Annotated in this window: 12 protein-coding genes; 3 read left to right on the plus strand and 9 right to left on the minus strand. The window is 67.7% G+C overall.

Going from position 1 to position 11,375, the window contains the following annotated elements:
* Window positions 1-788: 788 nt before the first annotated feature.
* Complete coding sequence (locus ABZ260_RS35750; RefSeq protein ID WP_355626465.1) at window positions 789-959, plus strand: hypothetical protein; 171 nt, start codon at window positions 789-791, stop codon at window positions 957-959.
* Window positions 960-1,469: 510 nt separating this feature from the next.
* Here the strand turns inward: ABZ260_RS35750 and ABZ260_RS35755 are convergent.
* The 4 genes from ABZ260_RS35755 to ABZ260_RS35770 all read right to left on the minus strand — a co-directional run bounded on the left by ABZ260_RS35755 (window position 1,470) and on the right by ABZ260_RS35770 (window position 5,571).
* A complete protein-coding gene (locus ABZ260_RS35755; protein ID WP_355626466.1) occupies window positions 1,470-2,135 on the minus strand; it encodes a hypothetical protein in 666 nt (221 codons plus the stop codon).
* Window positions 2,136-2,618: 483 nt separating this feature from the next.
* Window positions 2,619-3,746, minus strand: coding sequence for a serine hydrolase domain-containing protein (locus tag ABZ260_RS35760; protein ID WP_355626468.1), 1,128 nt, complete (start codon window positions 3,744-3,746; stop codon window positions 2,619-2,621).
* A gap of 62 nt (window positions 3,747-3,808) precedes the next feature.
* Window positions 3,809-4,630, minus strand: coding sequence for an ABC transporter permease (locus tag ABZ260_RS35765; RefSeq protein ID WP_355626470.1), 822 nt, complete (start codon window positions 4,628-4,630; stop codon window positions 3,809-3,811).
* Complete coding sequence (locus tag ABZ260_RS35770) at window positions 4,627-5,571, minus strand: ATP-binding cassette domain-containing protein (protein ID WP_355626472.1); 945 nt, start codon at window positions 5,569-5,571, stop codon at window positions 4,627-4,629. The genes ABZ260_RS35765 and ABZ260_RS35770 overlap by 4 nt, the downstream gene beginning before the upstream one ends.
* Window positions 5,572-5,656: 85 nt before the next feature.
* Here ABZ260_RS35770 and ABZ260_RS35775 point away from each other — a divergent pair, with 85 nt between their 5' ends.
* Complete coding sequence (locus tag ABZ260_RS35775; RefSeq protein ID WP_355626474.1) at window positions 5,657-6,475, plus strand: TetR/AcrR family transcriptional regulator; 819 nt, start codon at window positions 5,657-5,659, stop codon at window positions 6,473-6,475.
* Between the two features lie 555 nt (window positions 6,476-7,030).
* Here ABZ260_RS35775 and ABZ260_RS35780 read toward each other — a convergent pair.
* From ABZ260_RS35780 to ABZ260_RS35800, 5 genes are all read right to left on the minus strand, one after another.
* Entirely contained in the window at window positions 7,031-7,261 is a 231-nt protein-coding gene (locus ABZ260_RS35780) for a hypothetical protein (RefSeq protein ID WP_355626475.1), read from the minus strand.
* 53 nt (window positions 7,262-7,314) lie between these two features.
* Window positions 7,315-7,977: a CBS domain-containing protein gene (locus ABZ260_RS35785; RefSeq protein ID WP_355626477.1), complete on the minus strand. Its 663-nt coding sequence runs from the start codon at window positions 7,975-7,977 to the stop codon at window positions 7,315-7,317.
* Between the two features lie 36 nt (window positions 7,978-8,013).
* Entirely contained in the window at window positions 8,014-8,193 is a 180-nt protein-coding gene (locus ABZ260_RS35790; protein ID WP_355626478.1) for a hypothetical protein, read from the minus strand.
* A gap of 503 nt (window positions 8,194-8,696) precedes the next feature.
* Window positions 8,697-9,467, minus strand: a complete 771-nt coding sequence (locus ABZ260_RS35795) for an FAD-dependent monooxygenase (protein ID WP_355626480.1) — start codon at window positions 9,465-9,467, stop codon at window positions 8,697-8,699.
* Window positions 9,468-9,525: 58 nt separating this feature from the next.
* The gene (locus tag ABZ260_RS35800) at window positions 9,526-9,702 is read right to left on the minus strand and encodes a hypothetical protein (RefSeq protein ID WP_355626482.1); all 177 of its coding nucleotides are present in this window, start codon (window positions 9,700-9,702) and stop codon (window positions 9,526-9,528) included.
* Window positions 9,703-10,100: 398 nt separating this feature from the next.
* Between ABZ260_RS35800 and ABZ260_RS35805 the strand changes: the two genes are divergently transcribed.
* Window positions 10,101-11,021, plus strand: coding sequence for an RIO1 family regulatory kinase/ATPase (locus tag ABZ260_RS35805; RefSeq protein WP_355626484.1), 921 nt, complete (start codon window positions 10,101-10,103; stop codon window positions 11,019-11,021).
* Window positions 11,022-11,375: the final 354 nt, after the last annotated feature.

Here is an 11,375-nt window from a genome sequence, read left to right on the forward strand (position 1 = left end):
CGAGGGCGGGAAGGAAGGCGAGGGCGAGCACGGGCGGCGCGACGAGCAGCCCCGCGACGTCGCTCAGCTTTCCGGTGACCGGGCCGGGCCACAGGCGACCAGGCCCGCCCACCAGCCCCACAGCCACGTCACCACGGCGAAGACCGCCGCAGCAAGCGCAGCCTGTTGGATCAGGCGCCGCGTGCGTCCCTCGGCCCAGGCCGCGCGGTACTGCGCGTGAGCCGAGGCGCCGGCACCGGTCGGTCGAGCAGGACGAGGTGAAAGCGGAGACGAGGGAGTGACCATCGTGCGACCTCCGGGCGTGGGGGAGCGGAGCCTGGCGCGAGGGAACCCCCTCACGGTACGCAGCACCGCCGACAAACACACCCCTGATGGGAAAGGATCTGCCACACGGGCCAGATGATCCGCGACGAGCGGCTGGACCTGGCCGTGACGCTGGCCGCCCAGATCGACACACCCGGCACACGCCCCGGCCGGCGGCCCCCTGCTGATCTGGCACGACGGCGACGTCATCGCTCACCTGCCGAGATCCTGGCCGCCACCATCGACGGCGAACCCCTGGCCGAGTTGGCCACCGAGATTGCCGACCGAACGTCAGAAGGCGCGCATCGCGTGGTCCGAACGGCGACCCGGGGAAACGCCTCGCCGGACCAGCGTGGGGCCGACCTCGCACAACTGACCATTTCTGTGAATCGCACACCGTCACCACCGTTACACAGAGCTACCTTGCGGCTGGTGACACCGACCCGAGCGGAGCCCAGCAGGGGAGTGAGGGCGGACTTTCCTAGGTGTTCAAAGCCATGCGGCGCCAGCAGGTGAACACGCTGGATCACGCCAACCTGTCCAACTTATCCGTCAAAGCGAATATTCGCCCTGACGGCAGGAGAGGGACCGCCTGTGCGCCGATTTCAAGGGCGATAACAGCCGCCGCCATCAAACAGTCGAAGAAAGACGCCTGATGGAGCAGGTCAAATGAGACAAACCGTTCGACCAAGCAGATCAAGCGAGACACCGAGCAGGTCACCCGAGACGGGACGGTCCCGCGCTGCACGCATCGGCGGAACCTCGCCACCTCTTGATCATTTTTGACGGTCCGGCGGCTTGTGGATCTTGTTTGACGAAACGATCAAGAGGGGGTGATCATGCACGGAAAGGGACTCCGTGCGCCATGGCGCACCCGGGAGGAAGCCGCACCGTTCTCCGCTTTCCCGCGGCGGGGAGCACTCGGCGGGCAAAGACCCGCACGGCACACCAGACAGGTCCTACCAGCACAAAACATCTCTAACCATACAGAAGCTTGATTCTGTTTGGTATAAGACATGATCATTTCAACGCCTATTCAACCGGCGGCGGCCCGCTCCGGCCGCGATACATCAACTCCCGGCGCAGCCCGACCTCCTGCCGCTGAGCGCTCTTGAGCCGAGTGATCTCCGCAGTCAAAGCGAGAAGCACATCGTCCGCAATGCCCCTTATCGGCCTCGTCGACAACGACCTCCCGCGGCGACATGGACCGCTGGCGAAGCTGCTCGATACGCCGCCGCAGGACCTGGTGCCCGTACAGAAACAGCCCAAAACGTCACAGGCACGCCCTTCCTGACCAGACGCTTGATGGCCGCCTTCACCTTTGCCTCGGACTTGCACCGGGTCACCACGCTGAGAGCACCGGTGCGTCGGTGACGAAGACACCGCAGGTCAGGCAGGCATTGCCGTTGTCGCACTTCTACAACGGCGGCAGCAGGCAAAAGCCGTTGGGCAGGAAACGGGTCGGCGCAGTCGAACAACTGCATACCGTTATGCTCTTCGCGGGTAAAGGTGACCAGGCTGCCGTCGGCCTTGAAGCGGCTGGCCACGAAGGGCCACGTACCACGTAGTGCATCGACATGGATGGGCCGGCTCGGCGAACAGCTGTTCCAGGTCGGCGCCGACCTGGACGCGACGCGCCTTGAGAGGTTGTCCAGGCGTGGAACGACGTCGATGTACGGGGTACCGCCGCAGCCCATGACGAAGTCGTTGATCCGCATGCCGAGCGCCTCACCGGGTCTCATCCCGCTTTCGGCCGGCAACGCGAACAGCATGCGGTCGCGCAGCTTGCCCCGCCACTCCCCCGTGGCACCGTCGTAGGATGTGGCGCTCATACGTGCCGGGTGTCGGGAGGCGCGCCGCCGGCGATGCGAGCCCGGACCTCATTCACTAAGCGCGTAGTCCGCCGCGGTGTGCCGCCCCTCATGGCGGGCGCAACCGCCCTCTCCAGGCCCTACTCCCCCACTCGGACGACTCGCCCGGACCCGCGCTGCCCTTTGATGCACGCACCGATGGCCCCGGTATAGGGCGCATGTTTGCCCACACCAACAAGGCGCCGGCGCTGCGGGATCTGGAGAGCGATCGGCAGGCGGCCACGTTGCTGGCCGCCGTGCGGCACCTGGAGACCTCCTCGGTCGATGACGCCCTGGATGTGCTGGATCTGCTGGTCACCTCCAATCTGAGAGGATGGTTCGCGAGTCGACATCCTTCTCGACTCGCGAACCGCCATCCTCTGAGCGTCACGATGGCAGGCGCCGGGGTGTCACGAGTCAACCGGGTCCGCGCAACGCGGCATGGGGCGGGACTGCTCCGGCCGGTCAGCCGAGGGCGACGCCGTACATCGCCTTGATGATCTTGATGGGGATGTCCAAGGTCTTCGGCTCGATGTTGGTGTGGATGGCGACGCATCGCTGGCCGTCGTCGGTGCTCAGCGCGAGGGTGAAGGATCCCGGGAGAGTGCCGCTGACGCCACGCACGGTCAGGCCGTCCATCCCCGCGTTGTCGAACTCGATCACGCCGAGGCCATAGCGGGCGTGCGGCAACCAGACGACGCTGTCGTTGGCGACCGTGGTCCACATCTCGTGGTGCTGAGCCGGTGGCAGTAGGCCGCCGGTCGCGATCGCCTTGAGAAAGTGGGTCAGGTCTTCGGTGGTGGAGACGATGCCGCCGGCCGCCCAGCCCCATGAGGTGTTGAGCGCGGTGACGTCGACGGGCGGCTTGTCATGGTCGATCATCGACGCCCAGTTCTCCGCGGTGAGCGTCGCCGGGTCGACGCCGTCCTTGAGGGCGCCGGCAACGTAGCTTGTGGGATGCGGGTAGGGATAGCCGGTGGCGTCGGCGGGCCGTACGTAGGTGTGGGTCAGGTCGAGCGGGCGGATGACCGTGCGTTCGACTTCGGTGGCGTAGGTGTTGCCGGTGACCTTCTCGATGATCGCGCCGGCCAGGTAGTAGCCGCCGTTGGAGTAGATGAACTGCTCGCCCGGCTCGCTGACCGGCGGCTGGGACACCGCGAGTTTGATCAGCTCGGAGGTGGTCCAGATGCGGGCCGGCTGGGTGACGATGCTGTTCTGTAGTTCGGGTGCGAGGCCGGTGAGGAACAGGCCGCTGGTGTGGTTGAGCAGATGCCGGATGGTGATCTTGTCGCCGTCGTAGCCGCCCGTCTCCATGACGCCGGGCAGCCATGTGTTCACCGGGTCCTCGAGGCTCAGCCTGCCTTCGGCTGCCAGGGCCAGCACGGTGGCGGCGGTGAAGGCCTTACCGGAGCTGCCGATGTGCAGGTGCTCCCCGGGCTGGCGCCGATGCCCGCCGGCGAGGTCGGCCACTCCTGCGGCGCCGAACCATGTTCCGTCGGCGTCGTGAACTTCGGCGACGATGCCGGGGACGCCGTCCTCGGCCACGGCCCAGTTCAGGATCTGCTGCACCTTCTCGTGGGTGTTGTGCGTCATGTGCATGCCTTTCAAAGGAGAACCATTGGAGGAGAACAAGACGGTCTTCGGTCCCTGGACGATCAGCGTCCTGTGCGCGTGTGGGCGCGCAGCGACAGCGGGACGAACACGACCAGCAGTGCGGCCGACCAGAGCAGGACGGTGGCGCCCGGGTGCGCGAGCGGCCAGGCCACGTCTCCGGACGGGGCGCCCGGGTTGCCGAACAGCTGCCGGGTGGCGGCGGTGAGCGCGCTGATCGGGTTCCAGTCGGCGATGAACCGCAGCCAGGCGGGCATGCCGTCGGTCGGGACGAACGCGTTGGACAGCATCGTGATCGGCAGGAACAGCGGCACCATCGCGTCGGCGACCTGCTCGTCCTTCACCGCCAGGCCCAGGTAGACACCCACCCAGCTCAGCGCGTAGCGCAGCAGCATGATCAGCGCGAACGCCTCGGCGGTGGGGAGCAGGCCGTGGTGCGGCCGCCAGCCCACCAGCAGGCCTGTGGCCACCATGGCGGCCAGCAGCGGCACGCCGACCAGGGAGTCGGCGCCGCTGTGCCCGAACGGCACCGCCAGCCGCGCCATCGGCATGGAGCGGAAGCGGTCCATCACGCCGTGGGAGGCGTCGGCGGCCATCCGCCCCATGACCCCCTGCACGGCGGTGAAGGTCACCATCGCGAACAGGCCGGGCATGAGGTACTCGCGGTAGTCGCCGCCTCCCGGCACCTGGATGGCGCTGCCGAAGACGTACCCGAACAGCACCACCATGATGACCGGGAAGACCAGCGCGGCGACGATCTGCCCGGGCTCTTGCCGCAGCCGGGCCAGCTCGCGGCCGACCAGGGTCAGCCCGTCGGCGAACGTCCAGCGCAGGCGGTGGGCCAGCGGTGAGGTGGAGGCGATCATCGTATGGACTCCTTACGGTCGGTGAGGCGCAGGAACACCTCGTCGAGGGTGGGGCGGCGCAGGCTCACGTCGGCGGCGGCGACTCCGGCGTGGTCGAGCTCGCGCACGATGTCGGCGAGCCGGAGGCCGCCGCCGGACAGGACGACGCTGAGCCCGTCGGCGCCCGTCGGCGTGGGATCGGTGCCGGCGAGGGTGTTCAGGACGGTCATCGCCGCAGGCAGCGCGGCGGGGTCTTCGAGGGTGACATCGAGGCGGTCTCCGATCGTGGCCTTCAGCTCGTCGGGCGTGCCGGTGGCGATCACCTGCCCGTGGTCGATGACGGCGATGCCGTCGGCCAGCCGGTCGGCCTCATCCAGATATTGGGTGGTGAGCAGCACCGTGGTGCCGTCGGCCACCAGCTCGCGGACGCTGTCCCAGATCTCGCCGCGGCTGCGCGGGTCCAGGCCGGTGGTGGGCTCGTCCAGGAAGAGCACCTGGGGGCGCAGGATGAGGCAGGTGATCAGGTCGAGGCGGCGCCGCATGCCGCCGGAGTAGCCGGCGACCCGCCGGTCGGCGGCGTCCATCAGACCGAAGCGCTCCAGCAGCTCATCGGCCCGCCGGTGCGCCTGACGCCGCGGCAGGTGGTAGAGCCGGCCGAACATGCGCAGGTTGGCGCGGCCGGTGAGCTTCTCGTCCACGGCGGCGTACTGGCCCGCGAGCCCGATCCGCTCGCGCACTTTGCCGGCCTCGCGGACGACGTCGTACCCGGCGATGCGGGCGTGCCCGGCATCGGGAACGGACAAGGTCGCCAGGATGCGCACCGCGGTCGTCTTCCCCGCGCCGTTCGGCCCCAGCACCCCGCAGACCGTTCCTTTCGGGACGCTCAGGTCCAGGCCCCGTAGTGCATGGGTGTCGCCGAAGGACTTGTGCAGCCCCTCGGCGACCACGATCGGATCAGGCATGACCCCTCCACTGGGTACGTTGTACGCGGTATGGCGGCCAAGTTAAGCCACTGGGTACTATGTACGCAACTAGGGAGTGGAGCCGGTGACCGACGCCGAGTACGTGAACATCTGGATGCGGCCCGAGCGCCCCGCCCGCGGGCCGAAGCCGGCCTACAGCCGCGCGCAGATCACCGAGGCGGCGATCCGGATCGCCGACGCCGAGGGACTGGAGGTCGCCACCATGCGGCGGATCGCCGCCGAGATCGGCGCCGGCGCGATGTCCCTCTACCGGTACGTCCCGAGCCGCGACAACCTGGTCGAGCTCATGGCCGACCGGCTGATGGGCGAGATCGACGTCACGGGCATGCCCTCGGGCGACTGGCGCGCCGACCTGACCCACTACGCCGACGGGCTGCGGGCCATGTGGCTGAGGCACCCGTGGATCGCCACCGTGCAGCGGTCACTCCCCAGTTTCGGCCCCAACCAGCTGCTCTTGATCGAACGGCTGATGGGAGTGCTCGACGCCTTCGTCTCCATCGACGAGAACCTCGGCCTCATGGCCATGCTGAACAGCTACATCGAGGGCACCGTCCGCGAGGAGATCAGCTCGGCCGAGGAATTCCGCCGCAGCGGGCTCAGCGAGTCGGAGTGGATGGCACGGAGCTACCCGTACGTCGACCGGCTGGTGAAGAGCGGGGAGTACCCGATCTTCACCAAGATCGTGATGGAGGCGCGCCAGCCGCACCTGAGCCGCGACGACCAGTTCCGGCACGGGCTCCAGCGCGTCCTCGACTTCATTGCCGCGGCCCTCCCATCAACGGCCGAGTCTCCGATGTCGGCGCACCGAGAGGGGCGGGAAGAACAGGACGGGCCAGGGCAGGCTCGTAGTCGACCATCCGAGAGGGCATCAAGAGCGAAATAGACGCACAAGCCATGCCTAAATGCCCACCGAAAAGGCGCAGCGGCGGCCCGTACCTGGTCACGGGTGGAGTCCAGGGCTTGCCGCTGCCAGGGTATTCCCCGACGAGGATGGGCTGGACGCCTTCGCGCATGCGACCGGCGTACAGGCGACTACCCATCTCCCGGACGAGGTGGTCACCTGGCCTGCTCGCCAGCCACGACCGCCGCCTGCCGCGTGTCTGCCCACACCGAGCCGGGCATGCGGGCCTTGAGCGTCGGCCGGCATGGTTGCACAGGTAGAGACCATCGGAACGGCCATCTACGCCAATGCTCGTCAACCCCCTAAACCTGCACCTAGGCACCGAATGCAGCAGCGCCAAAATCCGGCCCAATCCCCCCGAATGCCTGTTCTTGCTGGTTGCCTTTAGTCCGTTATGTCTTAATTGGTTTTAAACTTACTGAACGCCTTTACAGTGTAGATTTATAATAAAATGTCGACGAGACGTCGATCTCACTGGCGCTCCGTTCCTCATGCCAGGACCGTGGTGGATCTGCACTTCCGGTAAGGAACGTCGCACTAGTGGGGTGAGGGGATGCGGCCCAGCGTGAGGTAGGCGATCGGGCCGAAGGGCTGGACGAGTAGCAACGGCCACCACAGCGTCTTACGTCCGCGGATCTGTCCAGCGGGCCTGCACCACAGGTCTGTGGCCGCCGTGGCAGTGAGCGACAGCTCTATGGAGACCAGCGTCAAAATCGCCGCCCGTTGCCGGTCGGAGAGGTCACGCCAGCGCTTGTGCGAACGTGTCATGAGTGTTCCTTGGTTGAGAGCGGCACGGGCTCGATGTGGAACAGTGCGGCGGTCTATAGCAGCGGCGGGATGACGGGCAGGTCGTCGCTTTCGTGCTCGAGCCGCGAGGTGACGTCGATGACGCCTTCGAGCCGGCGGATCGCCTGAATGAGCCGGACGACCTGTGAGCGGTGTTCGACCTTGCCTTCGAGTGTCACCACGCCGTTCTCGACGCTGATCGCCACGTCGGTTCCGGTCAGGTCGCGGACGACGGTTTCGGCCTCGGCCCGCAGTTCGGCCTCGGGGCGGTCGAAGACACGCAGCAGGTCCGACCGGTGCAGGATGCCGGCGATGCGGCCGGTCACCGGGTCGATCACCGGGAGCTGTTCGATCTTCTTGTCGTGCATGAGCCGCGCCGCGTCCCGGGCGGGCATGCCCGGGGTGACGGTGATCGCGGGCGAGGTCATCAGGTCCTTCGCCACGACCGCCGCGGCCTTCTCGTGCTCGCGGCGGCGGGCGGTGCTCTCGAAGATCGAGATACTGTGGCGCATCGTGTCGCTCTCCTTGAGCAGCAGGTCGTCCTGGGACACCACCCCGATCGGACGGCGGTCCAGGTCGATGACCGTCACCGCGCCCACGGCGAAGCGCCGCATCACGTTCACGATGTCGGCGAAGCCCGCGTCCTGCCGCACGGCGATGGCGGTGCGGCCCATCACGTCACTCACTTTGATCGGCATCTTCTTCCTCCATTCTCGCGGTTCCTTTGAGCGTTCCTATGAGCGGACGACCGCCACGGCGCAGTGCGCGTGGTGGGAGATGTCGTTCGGCCAGCGGTGTACGGCGGTGACGATGCGCGGCGGCAGGCCCGTACGAGCGGCGTCGTCGGCGGCCCATCCGACGGATGCGGTCGCGCCGGTGGAGCCGTCGGTTCCGGCGACGATCAGAGCAGACATGGCTGTTCTCCCTTCCTTTCCCATCAGACCTCGCCGGAAGGCCCGGCCCCAGGGCCACAGGTCCTGATCCCGCCGCGGGAGGACAGGGTCTTTCGCCCCTCACCGAGGGCCGGATCGCGGTCAGCGGCGGATGAGCACGACCTCGCGACCGGCATGGGTTCTGCGCGAGCGCCCTACCGAGCTGGCCCGCGTGTGCGCGCTGACTCCGCATTCGCGCGCCGAGCAGGAGTCGGCCTACGGCGATCTGTCCGATCTCGACGAGCTGCTTCCTCTCGTACACAGTGAAGATGACGCGGCAGCGCGGGGGCCTGGACCTTGATCTGCCGAGCGAGCACACAGCCTCGAACTGGGGCCGTACGTGCACCCGAGCGCTGATCTTCTTGGAGAACACCTTGTCGCGCGGGATGCCGTGCCGAGCTCGGCCCGGCAGCGGAAGGAGGTACCCGTTCCCGAAGGGCACCCGTTACTGAAACGGGCACCGAGCCGGCACTGCGCCGGCCGGCTCAGTGGTCCTGCTGGTTCTCGGGGATCAGAGCGAGGAGGCTTTCGTAAGTTGTGTCGCCGAACATCTCCTTAAGGTGCATGGCCGTCTCGTCTTCAGCCTGGCTCATGCGGGTGAACATGGCCTGCTCATATTCGGCCAGGCCGGCCTCGACGTCGCCGGTGTGGGCGGCGAGGGCCTTACCGAGTTCGGCGCCGTCGTATATGGCCAGGTTGGCTCCTTCGCCGTTGGGGGCCAGCAGGTGGGCGGCGTCGCCGACCAGGGTCACCCCGGGCGTCCGGTCCCACCGGTGCCCGCCGGGCAGGGCGTAGTGCGGGCGCAGGATCGGCGGGGTGTCGGTGTCGCTGATCAGCGCGGTGAGCTCGGGCGCCCAGCCGTCGAACTCCGCCGCGACGCGAGTGGCGGCCGCGGGCGGATCGGAGAAATCGATGCCGTCGAACCAATCCTGCGGCCTGGTGAGCTCCACATAGGTGTGCAGGGTGCCGCCGCGTTCGCGGTGAGCGGTGATCGCCTTCCCCGCTGCGGGGGCGAACATCGAACCGCCGCCGACCGCCTTCGCGACGGCTGGGTGCCGCGTGTCGGCGTCGAACAGGTAGGTCTCGACGAATGACGTCCCGGCGTACTCGGGCACCGCCTCCGACAGCAGCGGGCGGACCCGCGACCAGGCGCCGTCCGCACCGACCAACAGACTCGTGGTGACGCTGCTGCCGTCGGCGAAGATCACCTCGTGGCGGCCGCTCTCGATGGTGATCGACTCATCGGCGGCCGCCATCGCTACTGCTCAACGGCCTTCCGGGGCCGCGCGCATCGGATAGCGACACGATCGTGAACTACTCCGGTCCGCCAGGCCGCGCTCCCCCTCCGCCCAGCGCCAGCCGCTTGGCGACGTCCAGCCGTACCTCACCGTAGGGCTGGACATGCTGCCAGAACAGCGGCGTCAGCCCGCGGCAGTCGGCGGGCTTGAGCAGCTTGGCCCACTCCGGATCAGCGACGACATCCTGGAGCATCAGCGTTAGGTGGTGGTGCCCGCCTTGGCATAGCCGCGAACCCAATGGCGCCGTCAGACCTACCTGGCGGCTGGGGACACGTTCGGGAGTGGAGAGCCGTCCCTGGCGCGGCGGCGTACGAACACCGCCAGCAGCTCGCCGCGTCGCGGGTCTGGCGGGAGCCGGTGCTGTCGGAGCTGGGTCTGCCGATCCGCGAAGCCGATGCAGGAGCTCCGGCTGAGCCCGACCGCACGGTCCCAGCTCCGGTAAATACGTTGCGGGGTCCGAAACGGGCGGGGCATGCTGGGTCGATCGAGCGGCGGAGAGCGCTGCCTGGACTAAGGAGGGCTGACGGATGGCCATCACTGCGCTGCGGCATGTCCGCATCAGTCCCACCTCTTTGTTCAGGAGCACACCCGTTGTCTTCCGAGTACGAACTCCCTGATACCTACTCCGACCTCGACTCCCGCCGGCCCGAATTCACCGGTGACGAGTCCCAGCCAGATCCGGCCGCAGCCTTCGTCTTCAAGTTCCATTCGGTCGACGAGGAGCTGGGCCCGGATCAGCGGTGGTCCACCTGGCTGGAGGTCGAGCGCGGTTCTCGCGGCCCGGAACCACGTCCCTCGTGGGTTGTGACGGAACAGGCCGCGATCGACACCGAGCTCGGCGTCCTCAAAACCGGCAAGGAAGCCGACGTCTTCCTGCTCGAACGGGCCGTCGAAGCCATCGGCGACAACCCGGCGAAGTCCTCGCTGCTGGCCGCGAAACGGTACCGCACCGAGGAGCACCGGTCCTTCCACCGCAGTACGTCGTACGTCGAAGGCCGCCGTACCCGCAACAGCCGCGACAGCCGGGCGATGGCGAAGAAGACCTCGCACGGCCGCAGTGTCGCGGCCGGTCAGTGGGCATACGCCGAATGGGACGCCCTCAACCGGTTGTGGAAGGCCGGCGTCCCGGTGCCGTATCCCGTGCAGGTGGACGGCACCGAGCTGCTGATGGAGTTCATCGACGACGGCGAGGGCGGTGCCGCGCCCCGGCTCGCCCAGGTCCGGCCGTCGAAGGAGCTGCTCGGTGTGTACTTCGAGCAGCTCCGCAACGGCATGTGTGAACTGGCCCGCGCGGGGCTCGCGCACGGCGACCTTTCGCCGTACAACGTCCTCGCGCAGGCCGAGCGGATCGTGATGATCGACCTGCCCCAGGTCGTCGACATCGTCGGCAACCCGAAGGGCATGGACTTCCTGATGCGCGACTGCCACAACATGGCCACGTGGTTCACGAACCGCGGGCTCGAGATCGACGAACAGGAGCTGTTCGCCGACCTGCTCACGATGGTGTTCTGATCGCCTTCTGCACGACAACACACTCGGGCACCGACAGGTCTATCCGGAACCTACAGCGGTGCGGCGAAGTGGGTGACGACCGGTAGCCGGCCGAGACCGTGGGCGAGGGGCTGGTGGCACCGTTCAGCCTGTACCTGGACCGCAGCGCCTGGATCACCCTGCTCCCGGCGAACTGATCGGTGCCCTGAAGGCCTGGAGATCGGCGGGTAGCCGGGACGCATTACTGCGCCCCGGCCCCCTTAGAACCGGGCCTAGGAGTGAGGGGCCGAAGCTTGGCGGCCCGCTCGACGGCCGCACCGCCGGCGAGCACGATCAGGTCGGCGAGTGAGATCTGCTTGCCACCGGTCTGGGCGG

Origin of the sequence: Streptosporangium sp. NPDC006013 (assembly GCF_040614275.1) — a bacterium.
GTDB lineage: Bacteria > Actinomycetota > Actinomycetes > Streptosporangiales > Streptosporangiaceae > Streptosporangium.

Excerpts from the sequence above, each read along its gene's own strand:
- ABZ260_RS35795 (WP_355626480.1), bottom strand. The coding sequence starts at position 9,467 with ATGGCGGCCGCCGATGAGTCGATCACCATCGAGAGCGGCCGCCACGAG.
- ABZ260_RS35780 (WP_355626475.1), bottom strand. The coding sequence starts at position 7,261 with ATGACACGTTCGCACAAGCGCTGGCGTGACCTCTCCGACCGGCAACGG.
- ABZ260_RS35800 (WP_355626482.1), bottom strand. The coding sequence starts at position 9,702 with ATGCTCCAGGATGTCGTCGCTGATCCGGAGTGGGCCAAGCTGCTCAAG.
- ABZ260_RS35770 (WP_355626472.1), bottom strand. The coding sequence starts at position 5,571 with ATGCCTGATCCGATCGTGGTCGCCGAGGGGCTGCACAAGTCCTTCGGC.
- ABZ260_RS35760 (WP_355626468.1), bottom strand. The coding sequence starts at position 3,746 with ATGACGCACAACACCCACGAGAAGGTGCAGCAGATCCTGAACTGGGCC.
- ABZ260_RS35765 (WP_355626470.1), bottom strand. The coding sequence starts at position 4,630 with ATGATCGCCTCCACCTCACCGCTGGCCCACCGCCTGCGCTGGACGTTC.
- ABZ260_RS35785 (WP_355626477.1), bottom strand. The coding sequence starts at position 7,977 with ATGCCGATCAAAGTGAGTGACGTGATGGGCCGCACCGCCATCGCCGTG.
- ABZ260_RS35790 (WP_355626478.1), bottom strand. The coding sequence starts at position 8,193 with ATGTCTGCTCTGATCGTCGCCGGAACCGACGGCTCCACCGGCGCGACC.
- ABZ260_RS35755 (WP_355626466.1), bottom strand. The coding sequence starts at position 2,135 with ATGAGCGCCACATCCTACGACGGTGCCACGGGGGAGTGGCGGGGCAAG.